Consider the following 17,538-nt stretch of genomic DNA (forward strand, 5'->3'; position numbering starts at 1 on the left):
CTAATTCATCGTAAGAACAATTTTTCCAACATGCTTGCCGGATTCCATCATTGCATGCGCGCGTGCTGCTTCGCGTAACGGGAATGTGCTGTGAATCATGGGATGGCAACGACCTGCATTGAGAATCGGCCAGATATTTTTAAGCAAGTCGTTGGCAATTTCGGCTTTTTCGGCCGCAGTTCGTGCTCGCATAGTTGAACCAGTGACAACCGCTCGCTTCAACGCGAGTTCTTGCAGATCCACTTGTTCTGCATAAGCTCCGCCAAGGAAGCCAATGATTACCAGCCGGCCATCCATTCCTAAGCTCCTTATATTTCGGGAGAAATAGGATGCACCCATTATATCGAGAATGATATCAACGCCACGGCCATCCGTTTGCTTCAAAATGAAATCAGAAAAATCAGTTGTCCGGTAGTTGACTGGCGTAGCGCCAAGCTCTGCGATCACATCGCATTTATCATCTGATCCAGCCGTCGCATATGCCTCTATACCGAATTCGCGGCATAGCATTAACGCGGTTGTGCCGATACCACTTGTTCCCCCATGAATCAGAACACGCTGACCTTGTGTTGCGCCACCGATCTTGAACAAGTTTGCCCAGACGGTGAATAGAGTCTCAGGAAGTGCCGCCGCTTCTATCATTGACATACTGTCTGGCACAGGCAGGGTCTGGCTTTCCGGAACGATGCAATACTCACCATAACCACCGCCATTCGTCAGGGCACAGACTCGGTCACCAATCTTTACGCCCGTGACGCCTTCTCCAATTGATGAAACCGTTCCAGCGACCTCAAGACCAGGAATAGGGGTTACGCCTTCAGGCATAGGGTAATGACCCTGGCGTTGAATGACGTCAGGACGATTAACACCTGCGGCCTCGACGCGAACCAATACTTCCCCAGCCTTCGGCACCGGAATCGTTGTCTCAAGGGGCGTTAAAACCTCTGGCCCGCCAGGCTCAGAGATTTCAATGACAGTCATTTTATTCGCAGTATGTAACATGAACGTAAGTCCTTATGATTTTGTTTTTCGTTGAATTTTCCAACCACACTCTGTCTCATCACTAGCCACTTTTCTGCACGTTGCAGCACGTACCCTCTTCTAGGGGGTGAGCTCAGCTTCAACCACGTCCAGGATCGTATCGATCATTTCAATAGGCATGTGTTGTTTATTGGGTGCGCAGCTCACCCCTTGATGTCACCATTACGAATCGCCATTCTGATGGCTTCAGCAGTGGTTGCCACACCAAAACGAAGACGGGCCCGACGGAGGTGGTTTTCTACCGTGCGTATGGATAGTCCTAGAGTGGCTGCAATGTCAGCTTGTCGTCTGCCGACAGCCGTCCATGCGAGCACTTCGCCTTCACGTTTAGACAGTCTGCGGTTGTCCTCTCCCATCGGCAATTCCATCAACTTACGAGCTGAGAAAAAAGCGGACGTTGCCACTAAAGTTATAGATAGGCGCGCACTTGGAGAGGTATCAATTCTTTCTCCGCCAAGGCTCATGGCACCGTCCAATCCGTGTGGTCCAAAAACCGGTATTTGAAGACCGTGAATACCAGGACCCTGAGGTTTACGAACGATGCGATACCTTTCTCCCTCCTTCTCTGGCACTTTAGTCCAAAAGAAGGGCTCGCCCGCCTCCAAAATGTGTCGTGTCACCGGGCACCGGCGAATGTAGGTAACCGCATCGACAGCTTCGCTATCTCCGAACCAATCACCTTCTACCCAGTAAATACGCTCTACAATTTCATCGAGTGTTGAGGAAGCGGAGTACAGTACAAAACGATCGTAACCGTAGGGTTTGGAGAAAGTGCGAACTGCGTCTTGAATGGCTGTCAGACTTCGACAGCCTTCAATGATTACTGCTGTTCGAATTGCATCAACTGCTGGCATAGATATTACTCTTTGCCAACCTCGTCAAGCAGAGCTTTGGCTGCAAGTTTCCCGAGATTATTCCCGGCGAGTGGGCTATCGCCCGTCAGCATCTTCCGGTCTTGATGCGTCGCACCTGAAATATCCGTATTCACAATGTCGAAGCCAAGCGCTTTCAGCTTTTCTCCGAATTTCCATGTCAAATGACCGGGCATGTAGCCAATGTCCGGAGTCTGGGCGTCGAGATCATCTGGAAATGCACAAATCTTGTAACCAGCAAAGTTTGGGTTGTTGCCAACAGAAAGGAAGGCTGCGGGTCCATGACAGAGTGATATCATGAACTTGTCATTGGCATTAGCCCATTCAAGTACGGCTTTCATCTCTTGGCTTTCAGGCAGACCGATTAACGCACCATGGCCTCCGGGAATGAACACCCCAATATAGTCTGAATCATCGCCAAGCGCTTTTTCGACGACGTCCGCAAGCTTCAGTGGCTCTTTGAAGTGGTGACGATATTTGGCGAACAGTCCCTTTATTTCTTCGTCTTCCGATGGCATAGCCCAGAACTCAAATTTAACCGGGTTGCCAGAAAGCGTAGCAACATCAAAAGAAAAACCGGCTTTGTCCAGATGATACATCGGCAGGAGCGTTTCTACGGGGTGGTTTCCAGTTGAAAACATGGTGCCATTGTCCGTCAGCAAATAGCGTTCATCGGCTCCAACCATCAGGATTTTCCAGCGTCCGCCAGTGTAGGGGGCCGGGTAATTGGCATCGCTCAGATCAGATTTAGGCGAAGTAAACTGGCTAAGCGAATAGGGGGAAGGGAAGAACGCATTGTCCTCCGCTGGATCAGGAGTCGGGCGTTTATTGTCAGATTGCACATTCGTCATGGCTGCCTCCGGTGCTCAATGGAATTGACCATCTAACTATAGAAGGCTGAACCAAACAGTAAATGGGGGATATCCCTCAATATGGCAGCACGATGCCGCAGTCAAAGGATCTGATGAAGCAGATAAATAGCTGCGCCTGCGCCGGTATTGATAATGTTGACTATTATGCGGTATCACAGAGTTTATTTTTTACACTTTGTTAACATTGCAGCCTGTTTTAGAGTCAGTGCTTGGTGACGGTATCAGGACAATGCAATGAAAACGCTGGAAGAGCAATTGACCCAATATGCGCTTTATCATCGTTCAAAACGCAATATACGCACGCACTTTGTCGGTATCCCCTTGATTGTCTTTGCCGTGATCTGCCTGTTTGCCAGAGTGGTGTTGTCATTAGGCGGTATCGAGTTAAATGGTGCCTGTGTTGCTGTGGCATTAAGCCTGCTCTACTACTTGCGCCTCAGTTTGCCGCTGAGCCTGATGATGTCCGTTGTGCTATCCGTGATGATCATGGCGGCTTTGCCGATTGCTGCACTGCCCTTATTGGGCTGGCTGGGCTTCAGCCTGAGTGCGTTCTTTCTGGGTTGGGTGATTCAGTTCATCGGCCACTATTTTGAAGGCAGGAAACCTGCGTTTGTTGATGATCTTGCCGGCCTGATCATTGGTCCCTTGTTCGTTCTGGCCGAAGTGCTTTTTTTGCTCGGATGGTTCAGAAAGCTGGAAAAGCACATTGAACAGCATGCCGGACCCATCAAGCCTTGACCGATTAAGCCTTAGAAATAGATCCAGGGCAGAAGTGCTTCGTCTGTTTTACTCCCCGGTTATTTTGCGGCTTGTTTGTGAAAATGCACTATTGTTATCACAACAGGGTGTTTTAGCTCCTCGTTAACCATGCCCATTTCATTTTCTCTATATACTCTCGTCGATCTCCCTCACATTGTTGACAATACTAACCATCAGACTTACATGATGTTAACAATTGGCTTGTTTTTTATCTGTTATAGGTCTATTTTTGCCGTATTGATTATGTATTGTTGACAATCATCGTTGTTTGGATGGGTGGTGAGAACTGTGAGTATTGATATTGTAGACAATGTGAAAGATCCCACGCTGGCTGTGAGCGGTAAAGCTGACGCTGCAAAAGAGCCGACCAAATCCAACAGTTTGCTGGAAGTGCTGGTAGAGCGCATCGTAACCGGGATTTTTCCAGCCGGCAGCAAGATATCTGAACCTGAACTGGCCCGCCAGTTTGCCGTCAGCCGCGGCCCACTGCGTGAAGCCATGATGCGGGTTGAAGCCTTGGGTTTGGTCGAGCGTATTCCCCATGTCGGAGCCCGGGTTGTCGCACTCAGTCCGCAGAAACTGGCAGAAATTTATGCCGTGCGGGAAGCGCTGGAAGGCATGGCGGCCCGGCAGGCCTGTGAAAACATCACGGATGAAGAAATCGCCGGACTGGAAACCTTATTGCAAACCCATCAGACCCATATTGAGCAGGTCGATGGTGCCTCCTACTTTCACCAGCACGGTGATTTCGATTTCCACTACCGGATCATCAAAGCCAGTCGAAACAGCAAGTTAATCAGCTTGTTGTGCGATGAGTTGTATCACCTGCTGCGTATGTACCGCTATCAGTCACCGCGCTCGCATTCACGTCCGGAACGGGCACTGAACGAGCACACACAGATTCTGGCAGCGATAAAGGAGCGCGACGGTGAACTGGCTGAAATGCTTATGCGCCGCCACATCATGCGCAGCAGAACACTGATCGAAAGCCAGTTAAAAAAAGACTGATACGCAGCAGACTGCGTTTTGCCGGATAATTTTTACAACAACAAGGAGCATGTTATGAAGCCAGGACAGCGTTTCCGTCAGGCTGTTGCAGACAACCACCCGCTGCAGGTGGTGGGTACGATCAATCCATACTGCGCCATGATGGCGAAGCAGGTAGGTCATCAGGCGATTTACCTGTCTGGCGGCGGGATCGCAAATGCCTCTTATGGTCTGCCGGATCTGGGGATCACTACCCTGAATGATGTGACGGAAGACGTGCGCCGGATCACCGCTGCCTGTGATCTGCCGCTGCTGGTGGATATCGATACCGGTTTTGGCGGTGCTTTCAACATTGCCCGCACCATTCGTGAGATGGAGCGGGCCGGTGCCGCCGCGGTTCATATGGAAGATCAGGTGGCGCAGAAGCGCTGCGGGCACCGCCCCAATAAAGCTATTGTCAGTCAGGCCGAAATGGTCGACCGCATCAAAGCGGCCGTTGATGCCCGTCATGATGACAGCTTTGTCATCATGGCCCGTACCGATGCGCTGGCCGTTGAAGGGATGGATGCCGCAATAGAGCGGGCGATTGCCTGTGTTGAAGCCGGAGCCGACATGATTTTTCCGGAAGCCATGAACTCGCTCGAGCAGTACCGCCAGTTTGTTGAGGCAGTAAAAGTGCCCGTGCTGGCAAACATCACGGAATTCGGTGCCACGCCGCTGTTTTCCTGCGAAGAGCTGGCCGGACAGGGTGTCGGCATGGTGCTTTATCCGCTGTCAGCTTTTCGTGCCATGAACAAAGCGGCACTGAACGTCTATCAGCACCTGCTGACAGACGGCCATCAGCGCAACGTGGTTGATCAGATGCAAACCCGCGAAGAGCTTTATGACTATCTTGGCTACCATGAATATGAACAGAAGCTGGATAAGCTGTTCAGTGGCCAGTGACAACATGCACAAATATCCCCTCCCCCTTGAAAAGGGGGAGGGACAGAAAGAATTAATGCAATAGAAAAAGAGAAGGCGTACGAAGTCAGCGCCTCAATCCAATAACGTGACGACAGCAACAAAAGGAGCCTGTAATGACTGCGACACAACCAGTGACAGCGGACAAAGAAAACACGGCAAACAAGGACAGTTCACACAACAAGCCACTGGGCGGGGCAGGTCTGCGCGGTCAGAGTGCCGGCAGCACCGCACTGTGTACCGTGGGTAAAACCGGTACCGGCCTGACATACCGTGGCTATGACATCACGGATCTGGCGCACAACGCCCAGTTCGAAGAGGTGGCTTATCTGCTGCTTAAAGGCAAGCTGCCGACCCAGGCTGAGCTGGATCAGTATAAAGCCACACTGAAAGCCAAGCGCGGCCTTCCCGATGCATTGAAAACCTTGCTGGAAGCCATTCCGGCACAGGCGCACCCGATGGATGTTATGCGCACCGGTTGCTCCATGCTGGGTAATCTGGATCAGGAAACCGATTTCAGCCAGCAGGCAGACAAAACCGACACGTTACTGGCTATGCTGCCTGCGATTATTTGCTACTGGTACCGCTTCAGCCACGACGGGGTACGCATCGATACCGCCAGTTCCGATCAGGACTGTACCGGTGGTTATTTTCTGGAAATGCTGACCGGCAAGGCGCCGTCGGAGCTGCACAAGCAGGTGATGCATTGCTCGCTGATCCTCTATGCCGAGCATGAGTTCAATGCCTCGACCTTCACCGCGCGTGTCTGTGCTTCTACTCTGTCTGATCTGCATTCGTGCATTACGGCGGCGATCGGCAGCCTGCGCGGCCCGCTGCATGGCGGGGCGAATGAAGCGGCGATGGCGATGATCGAACACTGGAAAACCCCGGACGAAGCGGAAAGCCACATCCTCAGCATGCTGGCGAATAAAGACAAAATCATGGGCTTTGGTCATGCGATTTATCGCGATTCAGATCCGCGTAACGCGCTGATCAAAGAATGGGCGCGTAAGTTGTCGGCCGATGCCGGTGACGCCCATTTATACGCGGTGTCTGAGCGGGTGGAAGCTGTGATGAAACGTGAAAAAGGTCTGTTTGCCAATGCGGACTTTTTCCATGCCTCGGCGTATCACTTTATGGGGATTCCCACCAAATTGTTTACGCCGATCTTTGTCATGAGCCGTGTTACCGGCTGGGCTGCGCATGTGTATGAGCAGCGTGAGAATAACCGCATCATCCGGCCGAGTGCAGATTATATCGGCCCGGATCATCAGGACTGGTTGCCGATAGACCAACGCCGCTGATACTCCCTCCCCCTGAAAAGGGGGAGGGATCCACAAAGCTTGCTGTCACGACTGATATTCCCTTTCCTTTGAAAGGGGATAGAAACAATAACGACTCAGAAGTAAAAGGAAAGATGAATGAGCCTCAACGTTGAACTGAATGAACGCCCGCAGCCGGATGAACTGCTGGTAAAAATCGCCGATTATGTCGCCAATACCGAAATTACCTCAGCCGAGGCCTATAACACCGCCCGTAACTGCCTGATGGATACCCTGGGCTGTGGCCTGCTGGCGCTCCGCTTCCCTGAATGCACCAAACACCTGGGCCCGACTGTACCGGGTACGACTGTACGGAACGGCGCTCGTGTACCGGGAACCTCCCACGAACTGGACCCTATCACCGCTGCGTTTAACATTGGCTGCATCATTCGCTGGCTGGATTTTAATGACACCTGGCTGGCCGCAGAATGGGGCCATCCGTCTGATAATCTGGGCGGTATTCTGGCCACGGCCGATTACCTGAGCCGCGTTGCTGTCTCGGAAGGCAAGGCGCCGCTGACCATGCGCGACGTGCTGACGGCCATGATCAAAGCCCATGAAATTCAGGGCGTGCTGGCGCTGGAAAACAGTTATAACCGCGTGGGTCTGGATCATGTACTGCTGGTGCGTGTGGCATCGACGGCTGTGGTGACCAAGATGCTGGGCGGTAACCGCGATCAGATCATTGATGCTGTGTCTCAGGCCTGGGTTGATGGCTGTGCGCTGCGCACCTATCGTCACGCACCGAATGCCGGATCCCGTAAGTCGTGGGCAGCGGGCGATGCCACCTCCCGTGCCGTACGTCTGGCGATGATCACTATGAAAGGCGAAATGGGGCTGCCGTCTGTGCTGACCGCTCCTAAATGGGGCTACTACGATGTGCTGTTCAACGGCCAGCCGTTCAGGCTGAATCAGGATTTTGGCAGCTACGTGATGGAAAATGTGCTGTTCAAGATTTCTTTCCCGGCAGAGTTCCACGCCCAGACAGCGGTAGAGTGCGCAGTGACACTGCATGATCAGGTGAAGGAGCGTCTTGATGACATCGAACGTATCGAAGTAACCACGCACGAATCAGCCATTCGTATTATTTCCAAATCCGGCGATCTGGCCAACCCTGCCGACCGCGATCACTGCCTGCAGTACATGATTGCTGTGCCTCTGATCTACGGTGATCTGATTGCAGAACACTATGAAGATGACTTCCACCGTGGCGACAGCCGCATCGATGTGCTGCGCAGCAAAATGGAAATTATTGAAGACAAGCGTTACAGCGCCGAATATCTGGAGTCAGACAAGCGCTCGATTGCCAATGCTATTCAGATTTTCTTCAACGATGGCACCAGCACGGACAAGGTCTCGGTTGAATACCCGATTGGTCACCGCCGTCGCCGTGAAGAAGGTATTCCTGTGCTGGAGCGTAAGTTCAGACGCAACCTGCTGACTCGCTTCCCGCAGGGCATGAGCGACAAGATTGTGGACCTGTGCAGTGATCAGGCCATGCTGGAAGCTACGCCTGTGAATGAATTCATGGCGCTGTTTGCCATTAACTGATCACAACGGGACATTGCCCATCTGCAACAGAGACCGGCGTATTGAGCGCCGGTTTTTTTGTCTGTTTTTTAATCGCACTGATCACAGGACAAGGTTGCGCATTAGTGAAGGACGGGCTGGGAAATGGCTTTTTTCAATTGTTCAAGTACATACTCAGCAGATACCAGGATCACAAAGGTCACTGTGGGTAACCGAAACGTGCTGTCTGTCACCGGCATTGCCGGAAAAACCTGACTCATCGGCCAGCGTGGCGGAGCCAATGTCTGATGGTTGGTATTACTGGGTCTCGGGCTGCACTCTGTGAGTTCCAGATGCAGTCTGGGTAGTTGCGTCAGCATGCTCACCTCAATCTACAGGCAGGAGTCTTCCTGTTATCCCTCAAAAAAATAAACGCACTGAAAGTAAGGCTAATGGCTCTCTTGCTATTGATATAAGGACGAAAAAGCGAACTTCAAGTCTCTGTACTCAGGTTATTTGTTTATCACGATAAGAAACGAAAACAATATTGATCTGGTGCATCTCAGGTTTATGGCCCCGGCAGTAAAATGCGGGCAAGTTCGGCTGATTTCCTATTCTGCTCGGTGAGGTCAAGGTGTCGTATTTTTGTCAGACGGTCAGTGCGCTTATTGAACGTGTTAACGCCGCAACGCTAGTGTATGAGGTGGCCTGATGACTGCCGAACAGGCTCACCTGAACCGGATCTGGGCACAAACCCTGCTCGAAGAATTGTCACGCCTGGGTGTGACTGAGGTCTGCCTTGCCCCCGGTTCACGCTCGACACCACTGGCACTGGAAGTCGACGCGCATCCGACACTGAATCTGCATACCCATTTTGATGAACGCGGACTGGGCTTTCTTGCGCTCGGTATGGCCAAAGCCAGCGGCCAGCCTGTGGCGGTTATCGTGACATCCGGCACGGCTGTGGCCAATCTTTTACCGGCTGTGGTTGAAGCGGGCCTGACCGGCGAACAACTGGTGCTACTCACCGCCGACCGACCTGCGGACTTGATCGGCTGCGGCGCCAATCAGGCGATCTGTCAGCCGGGAATCTTCTCTTCTCACGTGACGGCCCGCTTGGATCTGCCCAGCCCTTCTGTGTCTGTCTCGTTAAGCTGGCTGCTGACAGCAGTGGATGATCTGCTGCTTAGCCAGCGCCAGCAGGGTGGCCCGGTGCACATTAACTGCCCGTTTCCAGAACCTTTGTATTCGCCAGACCCGCCGGACGAATCGCGCTATTACACAGGTTTGCTTGCTGACTGGCGAAGTGCTGCACAGCCTTATACCTGTGTGTCTGTGCAACCTGCACAGATCTCTGTGCCTGATGAAATTCAGATACTGCGCAGCAAAAAGACAGTCATTATCGCCGGCGACATGCCGGCGAATGACGCTAAGGCGGTGGCTGCACTGGCGGCAGCACTGGAATGTCCGCTGCTGTGCGATCCACAATCCGGGATCGGCAGTGACTGGGCGCATTACGATCTCTGGCTGCAGGTTGACGCGCTGGCCGCGCCCTTGAATGACTGCGATCTGATCATCCAGTTTGGCTCGCGCCTGATTTCCAAACGCCTGACCCAGTGGATAGCGCGGCAGGTCAGTGAAAGACAGAGCGATTACTGGTATGTGTCGGCCGACAGGGCGCGTCACAATCCGGACCACCTGCCGCAACGCCATTTTGTCGCGGGGATTGCCGACTGGGCAGACAAGGCCATGGCTGTGTTAGCAAATACCGCCACGGGAGATGATTGGTCAGGGCAGACACCTCAGCTTCAGTCTTTGCAGCCATGGCGACATGAGCAGCAGGCACTCCGGCAGACGCTGCAGCAGATCCATGCCAGGGTCGGCCGCTATTTAGCGGCCTGTGGCGCAATGTCGGAGCTGGCACTGGCGATGGATCTGAGCCACAGGGGGCAGCAGGCGGCGCTCTTTCTGGGTAACAGCCTGATTGCCAGGCTGGTTGATATGTTTAGCGTGTTTGACGGGCGTACTGTTTACACTAACCGGGGCGCTTCGGGAATTGATGGGCTGGTCGCCACTGCAGCAGGAGTGCAGCGTGCCAGCGGGCAGCCTTTGATGCTGTTACTGGGGGATACCTCGCTGCTGCATGATCTGAATTCGCTGGCGTTACTGACCCACGGCAAAACACCTGTGGTCATTGTGGTCACGAACAACGACGGCGGGGCCATTTTTGACCTGTTGCCTGTACCGCCGGACAGTAAACAGCATCTGTACCAGATGCCGCATGGCTTCCAGTTTGAAGATGCTGCCCGTCAGTTTGGACTGGCGTATTGCAAAACCGGGACACTGTCTGCGTATCAATCGGTTGTGAGCGATCATTTGATTGCCGGGACTGGCGCGCTACTGGTGGAGATCCAGACGCCGCCGGGAGAAGCCGGTGAGCAGCTCGGTCAGTTCATCAGAGATTTACATGCTCTCTAGCCGATATCTTACCCGTAGTGATCAGCCTGAACAGCCGGTGATGGTGTTTCTCCATGGCCTGCTGGGCAGCGGAGCAGACTGGCTTGACTGCGCTCAGTGGCTGCAAGCCTATCCCTGCATCGGGCTGGATTTGCCCGCCATGGCGGCAGCCGCGCTGTTGACTGCCACTCTCTGGATCAGGCGGCAGAAGAGGTCCGCGATACCCTGATCAAGCATCAGCTCGCTGCCCGTCCCCTGGTGTTGGCGGGTTACTCACTGGGCGCGCGTATCGCCATGCACGGCGTGGCCAGCGGCCTGTTTGCGCCGCTGAATATCCGGCTGCTGGCGGTGGAAGGCGGTCACTTTGGCCTGACTTCCAAACAGGACCAAGTCTTGCGCTGGCGACAGGACTGTCGCTGGGCCCGCCGGTTTCGCCGTGAGCCTGTGGATGTGGTACTGACAGACTGGTATCAGCAACCTGTCTTTTCTTCGCTGAATCATGCGCAAAAACAAAGTTTGATTGATTACCGCAGTGATAACCTCGGGGCAAGTGTTGCCGGCATGCTGCTCGCGACATCACTGGCCCGGCAAGCTTACCTGGCGGATGCGATCAAGTCGCAGAAGGTGCCAGTGCATTACTTTTACGGCGAGCACGACAGCAAATTTTTGCGAATGGCGAATGACAACCGGGTGCCGGCAACCTGTATCGCCAATGCCGGGCACAACGCCCACAAAGAGCAACCGCGGGCGTTTGCGATGGCGCTCAGGCGTCAACTGAACCAACACCTTGAAATGACACAGTGATCTGAGAGTGAGAATGATATGGCTATAACCCTGGGTTTGTCTGAAGAGGCACTTTATGCGCCGATCGAATGGGTAAACGGCGGCAGCGGGTATGAAGATATTCAGTACCACACATCAAGCGATGGCATCGCCAGAATCACCATTGCCCGTCCGCAGGTGCACAATGCTTTTCGTCCGCAGACCGTCAGAGAAATGATCCATGCGTTGTCGCAAGCCCGCTACGATGAGTCCGTCGGCGTGATCATTCTCACCGGGCTGGGTGAGGAAGCCTTCTGCTCAGGCGGCGATCAGAAAGTACGCGGTGACTATGGCGGATACCGGGACGATGCCGGCACCCATCATCTGAATGTGCTGGATTTTCAGCGTCAGATCCGCACCTGCCCGAAACCTGTGATCGCATCGGTAGCCGGCTGGGCGGTGGGCGGTGGTCATGTGCTGCATATGATGTGCGATCTGACCATTGCGGCAGAGAACGCCCGGTTCGGCCAGACAGGCCCGAAAGTCGGCTCATTCGATGGCGGCTGGGGAGCCTCTTATATGGCACGCATTGTCGGTCAGAAAAAGGCCCGCGAAATCTGGTTTCTGTGCCGTTTTTACGATGCGCAGGAAGCGCTGGATATGGGACTGGTCAATACGGTCGTGCCGCTGGCTGAGCTGGAAAGGGAAACGGTGAGATGGTGCCGTGAAGTGCTTCAGCACAGCCCAATGGCACTGCGTTGCCTGAAAGCGGCACTGAATGCCGACTGCGACGGACAGGCCGGGCTGCAGGAACTGGCAGGCAACGCCACCATGATGTTCTATATGACCGAAGAAGGTCAGGAAGGCCGCAATGCGTTCAATGAGAAACGTCCGCCGGATTTCAGCAAGTTTCCGCGTAACCCCTAGCGGGCTGACTGGCGTGAGGAGCGGATAACATGACGCGTTCAGCCAGATTGTTTCGCTACAGGCTACCCATAGACAGCGGGATAGTGTTAAGAGGCCAGCAATTAGATGAACGTGTGGGCTATGTTGCTCAATTGCGTGATGGCGCATGCGTGGGCTGCGGAGAAATTGCCCCGCTGGTGGGCTTGAGCGTGGAAAGCAGTGAACAGGCGGAACAACAGGCTATTTCCTTACTGACAAATTGGGTTGGCGCTCAGGATAGTGCTGAGATGGCGCTGTATCCGTCGGTGGCTTTCGGGTTCTCGATGGCACTGATGTGCCTGAGCGGCCAGTTGCCATCGCAGGTGCCTTATCACACTGTGCCTTTGCTGAGTGCCGGGTCAATGGCAGATACGGCAGCAATGGGCGTTTTGGCAGAGTGTCGCCTGGCGAAAGTAAAGGTCGGCCGTGTTGTGCCGGGACAGGAGGCCGAGCAGGTGAACCAGTTGCTGTGTCGCTTTCCTCATCTGAGCTTACGTCTGGATGCGAACCGGGCCTGGTCGCTGTCGCAGGCGCATGATTTTTCCCGTCATCTTGCGCCGGCTCATATTTCGCGGATCGTTTTTATTGAAGAGCCTTGTCAGCGACCGGCGGACAGCCTGACTTTCAGCAGAGGAACAGGTCTCGCACTGGCGTGGGATGAAACTTTACAGCATGCCGCCAGAGCGCCGGATTTCAGACTCAATCGCCTGGCGGGTGCTCAGACGCTTGTCCTGAAACCGACTTTGATCGGTTCGGTGCAGCGCTGTGCGCAATTGATTGGGGACGCACAAGCCGCGGGCATGTCTGTGGTGATAAGCTCAGCGCTTGAATCCAGCCTGGGACTGACGCAGCTCGCACGCCTCTCTCACTGGTTGCAGCCAGAGAGTCTGCCCGGGCTGGATACACTTCATCTGTTCAGTGCGCAGCTTGAAATCCCCTGGCCGGGCAGCACGCTACCGCTCCACTCGTTACAGCAACACATACAGGTATGGCAGTCATGAATCCGCACAGTCTGCATCGGCCTTGCCTCTGGCAGACCAGGGCTCAGACGCGGCCTGACGACATCGCCCTGATCACGGTTGACACTGAATACACCTGGCAAGCGTTGACTGAGCAGATTCACCATCTGGCGCGCGTGCTTGCCGCTCAGGGGGTGAGTGAAGGGGCTGTGGTAACGGTAGTCAGCAAAAACTCGGCGGATGTGGTGATGCTTCATCTGGCTTGCATCCAGCTGGGGGCGATCACGGCCCTGACGATGCCGCAGCCCTGTCAGGTGTTGCAGGACAAACTGCGTGTGCTGTATGGCGAAGGGCAGCGGCAGTTTGTGTGGCTGAGTGAATCTGTTGTCGCCGGTTTGTCTGAACAGGACAGGCAGCGCTTATTCACAGGCTGCCAGATATTGAACCTGCAAGCGCCAGTTGTCGCTTCAACGCCGTGTCTTGCCCGCAATGCAGAACGGCACGATGCAAAACAATGCGATAAAAAACAAATCGTCTCGATTGTCTTTACCTCAGGCTCGTCCGGCGTACCCAAAGCGGTTGCCCATACCCAGGCCCAGCATCTGGCCTCGGCCCGCGGTTTGCTGGCGGTGTTTCCGTTTCAGCAGCACGATTGCTGGCTGCTCAGTCTGCCCCTGTACCATGTTTCCGGTTTGTCGATTCTGTACCGCTGGCTCAGTGCCGGTGCCTGCCTGAAAATCGGCAGCGGTCGGTTGGAAGAAGAGATTGAGGGGGTGACTCATGCGTCGCTGGTGGCCATGCAGCTCAGGCGGCTGCTGGGTCATCGTCAGTCGCTGCGGCTCAGCCATGTGTTACTGGGCGGCAGTGACGTGCCTTTGTCGCTGTGTCAGCAGGCCAGAGACAGCGGCATTGAAACCTGGCTGGGATACGGCATGACAGAAGCCGCGTCGACGGTGACGGCCAAACCGACAGACGACATTGCCAGCGCCGGGCGCGTGCTGCCCAACCGTCAGGTTCAGCTGAAAAACAAGCGGATTTATATCGCAGGCGATACCTTAGCGAGCGGTTACTATCATCAGGGCCAGCTTATCCCGCTGGTGGATGCGCAAGGCTGGTTTGATACCAAAGATGTCGGCCAGTGGGTCGGTGGTGAACTCCGCATCATTGGCCGTGTTGATAATCAGTTTATCTCCGGCGGCGAGAACATCCACTGCGAGGAAATTGAAGCCGTGCTGAACCGCCATCCGGCGATCCGTCAGAGCATGGTCATCCCCGTGGCCTGTGAAATTTACGGCACCCGCCCGATAGCCCTGATCGACAGTGCCTGCGACCCGTCAGCCCTGCAACTGCCCCTTTGGCTGACAGACAAACTCACCCGCTTCAAAATCCCCGATGCGTTTTTCCCCATGCCGCAACAGCCACAAACAGGCATCAAACTATCGCGCCAAGCCATAAAAGCGTGGTTTTCTGACCACCACAGTGAATACCTGGTGATGAACGACCCCGAAAACGGTCAGTGATCGTTGTCGTGTTTCACCAGCATCTGCGCCACTGAACTTTAGGTAGATCATAAAGTGCGACAAAAGCGGAGAGTATAAATTGGGTTGCATAAGGTGTTTGGGTAAGATACCGGGTAGTGGGTCGTGTAATAAAATGTCATGTACTTTCAAGGAAATAATAAGCTTCTGGATGAAAATACTGAGATCTGGCGTCAGTACTACAAAAAGGCATTATCTCGCTCTCATTTAAAACGTACGGAATTTGCGGCTAGTTTAAATGCATCAAACCTCAAAATAGCGACTGACTGTGGTTGTGGTACTGGAAGTGATATCCACTATCTGGAACAGCAAGGTTATCAGGTACATGGCTTTGATATTAATCCTGACTCTGTAGCGATATGCAGAGACCGATTTGGAGCTAAATCTCAGGTGGAAATTTCAGAGTCTTCATTTGAGTCTTTTGACTATCCAAAGGCTGGCCTAGTCATCGCTAATTCTAGTTTGTTTTTTGCTGATCCGAATTTCTTTGAGGCAACTTGGGGCAATATTAAATCGTCGATTGAAATTGGTGGTGTCTTTGCCGGTGACTTTATGGGGACAAGAGACAGCTGGGCTAAAAATCACCGTAGTCCAACAACACCTTTATCTGAATCTGAGGTTAAGGCTTTGTTCTCGGATTTTGAAGTAGTCAGGTACTTCGAATGTGACGAAACGGCAAAGACTTCGTTGGGTAAAATGAAGCACTGGCATTTATATTCAGTGGTCGCTATAAAACGTGCATAGCAAATATGGACAAGCCCGAAATGGCTTTATTAAGGAGTGGCAAAGCCTGAAGAGGGAGTTCATGCTATCCAAAATGTACAAGGAGGAATACAGATGAGCCTGAAAGAACACTTTATATTGCTGGCCGCTTACAACCAAAGCATGAACACAAAGGTCTACGAGGCTGCGAGTCGTTTAGATACAAAAGAGCTGACTAAGGATCGTGGCGCATTTTTTGGCTCTATTTTGGGTACTTTGAATCACATTCTTGTGGGCGATATTATTTGGCTCAAGCGATTTTCCTCGCATCCGTCTTGCAAGTCCTCTTTACGTGAGGTCGCTAATCTTCCAAACCCGAGTAGTTTGGATCAGATACTTTTTGATGATTTACCTGCTTTATCCGAACAAAGAGCTTGGTTAGATTGTCAGATTGTTGGTTGGATAAATAAACTCACTGAAACAGATTTGGATCTTTTGCTTAGTTATCACAACACCAAAGGCGTTTCTGCCAATAAACGGTTTTCAAGTCTGGTTCTTCACCTCTTTAACCATCAGACCCATCATCGTGGGCAGGTCTCTGCTTTACTTTCTCAGGCCGGTGAAGATATTGGGGTCACAGATCTCTTGGCGCTGATTCCTGAGGAAATTCGTGATTAACCGGTTGCTGTTGGTGTAAAGATAATCACTGTAAAAGCGAAATTGATGACGTTGTTTTTCGTCATGAGTCTGCTTAAGAGCTTTACGGTGCGAGACACAACCAGCTCTCATCAGGACGACAACATACTGAAGGCGATGATAGCCACCCATGGTGGTTTGCCTTCCCTAGCTCGGCGTCGGTGACTAAAACAAGATAAACGACGATGGTGCTTAGCATTGAGTTTGTTCACTGGCTTTGATGTTATGCTACTTCTCGGTTGCAGTTCCTCATTCGTTGTAAGCACGTCATAAATAGGATCTCGGATGGAAAGTGAGAGACTTCAATTAGTTCCGCCATCATTGAAATATACTGAATCAATGTTTGCTGTCATTGAGGAGAGCAAAGCAGAGCTTTCTCAGTTTTTACCCTGGGTTTCGGAGTCATTAACGAAGCGTGATCTCGAAGCAAACACCAAAGAGGCTCTTGATCATTTTTCAAACTTTACTGGTGAGTTTTGGTTTAATGTCATTGAAAAAGAAACAGGGCGGTTTATTGGTGCTGTCGGCTTTATTGTCAGGGATAAATCTGTTCCTTATTTTGAAATTGGATATTGGTTATGCACATCTGAAACCGGTAAGGGTTACATAACCGAAGCCGTAAAACTTGTTGAGAAATATGCTTTTAATGACAATGCAGCCCAACGATTAGAAATAAAGATGGCTAGTTCAAACCTGAAAAGCCAGGCTGTTGCAAAGCGTTGCGGCTTCCAGTTTGAGGCTAGTTTAGCTAATGCCAGACGTTTACCTTCAGGAGAGTTAGATAACACAGTGATCTACGCAAAAATGCGCTTATAACACTGAAGGGTACGTGTTCTGCCGCCGATGCTTTATTCGGCTCTTGGTCAAGTCCGCAGCAGCATTATTAAGGCATATCCTGGTTCAGCGCCGAGTTACTTTCCATGGTTCGGTTGGCACAAGCAACTGCCATATCGGTAGGCTGAGCATCATCAACAGGATAGTTAGTCACAATCCCAGGGAAAAATACAGGGATGTATTTTTAGGTTGTAGGCGCAGGGAGCGCCTACAACCGCCCCGGATAACACCAGCGAAATCAAAGGCTTTTCTGGGCACTTTTTGAGCCAGCAAAGAGTGTCTGGCGCGCAACGCAGAATGCTGAGAAGGCGCTGACTTTA

At 52.6% G+C, this 17,538-nt stretch carries 17 protein-coding genes; 13 read left to right on the forward strand and 4 right to left on the reverse strand.

The genetic code is table 11. From position 1 onward, the window contains the following. From D6M16_RS15145 to hchA, 3 genes are all read right to left on the reverse strand, one after another. Entirely contained in the window at nt 1–1,002 is a 1,002-nt protein-coding gene (locus D6M16_RS15145; RefSeq protein ID WP_120512677.1) for an NAD(P)H-quinone oxidoreductase, read from the reverse strand. Nucleotides 1,003–1,184: 182 nt separating this feature from the next. Continuing rightward, complete coding sequence (locus tag D6M16_RS15150; RefSeq protein WP_120512678.1) at nt 1,185–1,895, reverse strand: PA1136 family autoinducer-binding transcriptional regulator; 711 nt, start codon at nt 1,893–1,895, stop codon at nt 1,185–1,187. 5 nt (nt 1,896–1,900) lie between these two features. Next, nucleotides 1,901–2,764, reverse strand: a complete 864-nt coding sequence (gene hchA, locus D6M16_RS15155; RefSeq protein ID WP_120512679.1) for a glyoxalase III HchA — start codon at nt 2,762–2,764, stop codon at nt 1,901–1,903. Between the two features lie 255 nt (nt 2,765–3,019). Between hchA and D6M16_RS15160 the strand changes: the two genes are divergently transcribed. The 5 genes from D6M16_RS15160 (at nt 3,020) to D6M16_RS15180 (ending at nt 8,367) form a co-directional block, all read left to right on the forward strand. Next, the gene (locus D6M16_RS15160) at nt 3,020–3,523 is read left to right on the forward strand and encodes an Mpo1 family 2-hydroxy fatty acid dioxygenase (protein WP_120512680.1); all 504 of its coding nucleotides are present in this window, start codon (nt 3,020–3,022) and stop codon (nt 3,521–3,523) included. 333 nt (nt 3,524–3,856) lie between these two features. Beyond that, nucleotides 3,857–4,552: a GntR family transcriptional regulator gene (locus tag D6M16_RS15165; RefSeq protein WP_420812260.1), complete on the forward strand. Its 696-nt coding sequence runs from the start codon at nt 3,857–3,859 to the stop codon at nt 4,550–4,552. Nucleotides 4,553–4,606: 54 nt separating this feature from the next. After that, the gene (gene prpB, locus D6M16_RS15170) at nt 4,607–5,476 is read left to right on the forward strand and encodes a methylisocitrate lyase (RefSeq protein WP_120512681.1); all 870 of its coding nucleotides are present in this window, start codon (nt 4,607–4,609) and stop codon (nt 5,474–5,476) included. 134 nt (nt 5,477–5,610) lie between these two features. Continuing rightward, nucleotides 5,611–6,798, forward strand: coding sequence for a bifunctional 2-methylcitrate synthase/citrate synthase (gene prpC / locus D6M16_RS15175; RefSeq protein WP_120512682.1), 1,188 nt, complete (start codon nt 5,611–5,613; stop codon nt 6,796–6,798). 117 nt (nt 6,799–6,915) lie between these two features. Further along, nucleotides 6,916–8,367: a bifunctional 2-methylcitrate dehydratase/aconitate hydratase gene (locus D6M16_RS15180; RefSeq protein WP_120512683.1), complete on the forward strand. Its 1,452-nt coding sequence runs from the start codon at nt 6,916–6,918 to the stop codon at nt 8,365–8,367. Nucleotides 8,368–8,468: 101 nt separating this feature from the next. Here D6M16_RS15180 and D6M16_RS15185 read toward each other — a convergent pair whose 3' ends face one another. Further along, the gene (locus D6M16_RS15185) at nt 8,469–8,705 is read right to left on the reverse strand and encodes a hypothetical protein (RefSeq protein ID WP_120512684.1); all 237 of its coding nucleotides are present in this window, start codon (nt 8,703–8,705) and stop codon (nt 8,469–8,471) included. A gap of 331 nt (nt 8,706–9,036) precedes the next feature. On the opposite strand from D6M16_RS15185, the gene menD reads away from it, so the two are divergent. The 8 genes from menD to D6M16_RS15225 all read left to right on the forward strand — a co-directional run bounded on the left by menD (nt 9,037) and on the right by D6M16_RS15225 (nt 17,200). Then, nucleotides 9,037–10,803: a 2-succinyl-5-enolpyruvyl-6-hydroxy-3-cyclohexene-1-carboxylic-acid synthase gene (gene menD / locus D6M16_RS15190; RefSeq protein ID WP_120512685.1), complete on the forward strand. Its 1,767-nt coding sequence runs from the start codon at nt 9,037–9,039 to the stop codon at nt 10,801–10,803. 96 nt (nt 10,804–10,899) lie between these two features. Continuing rightward, nucleotides 10,900–11,586 carry an alpha/beta fold hydrolase gene (locus D6M16_RS15195; protein ID WP_240435634.1) on the forward strand — a complete coding sequence of 229 codons (687 nt, stop codon included), beginning with the start codon at nt 10,900–10,902 and terminating at the stop codon, nt 11,584–11,586. Between the two features lie 18 nt (nt 11,587–11,604). Beyond that, nucleotides 11,605–12,471: a 1,4-dihydroxy-2-naphthoyl-CoA synthase gene (gene menB / locus D6M16_RS15200; protein WP_120512686.1), complete on the forward strand. Its 867-nt coding sequence runs from the start codon at nt 11,605–11,607 to the stop codon at nt 12,469–12,471. A gap of 29 nt (nt 12,472–12,500) precedes the next feature. Continuing rightward, entirely contained in the window at nt 12,501–13,490 is a 990-nt protein-coding gene (menC, locus tag D6M16_RS15205; RefSeq protein WP_120512687.1) for an o-succinylbenzoate synthase, read from the forward strand. Beyond that, nucleotides 13,487–14,968, forward strand: a complete 1,482-nt coding sequence (gene menE, locus D6M16_RS15210) for an o-succinylbenzoate--CoA ligase (RefSeq protein WP_120513206.1) — start codon at nt 13,487–13,489, stop codon at nt 14,966–14,968. The genes menC and menE overlap by 4 nt, the downstream gene beginning before the upstream one ends. Nucleotides 14,969–15,133: 165 nt before the next feature. Next, nucleotides 15,134–15,730 (forward strand): class I SAM-dependent methyltransferase, encoded by a 597-nt coding sequence (locus D6M16_RS15215; protein WP_120513207.1) that lies wholly within the window; start codon nt 15,134–15,136, stop codon nt 15,728–15,730. A 93-nt stretch (nt 15,731–15,823) separates the two neighbouring features. Next, nucleotides 15,824–16,366, forward strand: a complete 543-nt coding sequence (locus tag D6M16_RS15220) for a DinB family protein (RefSeq protein WP_120512688.1) — start codon at nt 15,824–15,826, stop codon at nt 16,364–16,366. Nucleotides 16,367–16,669: 303 nt separating this feature from the next. After that, the gene (locus D6M16_RS15225) at nt 16,670–17,200 is read left to right on the forward strand and encodes a GNAT family N-acetyltransferase (RefSeq protein WP_120512689.1); all 531 of its coding nucleotides are present in this window, start codon (nt 16,670–16,672) and stop codon (nt 17,198–17,200) included. Nucleotides 17,201–17,538 lie beyond the last annotated feature (338 nt).

It is taken from the genome of Photobacterium salinisoli, assembly GCF_003614885.1.
Taxonomy (GTDB): Bacteria; Pseudomonadota; Gammaproteobacteria; order Enterobacterales; family Vibrionaceae; genus Photobacterium; species Photobacterium salinisoli.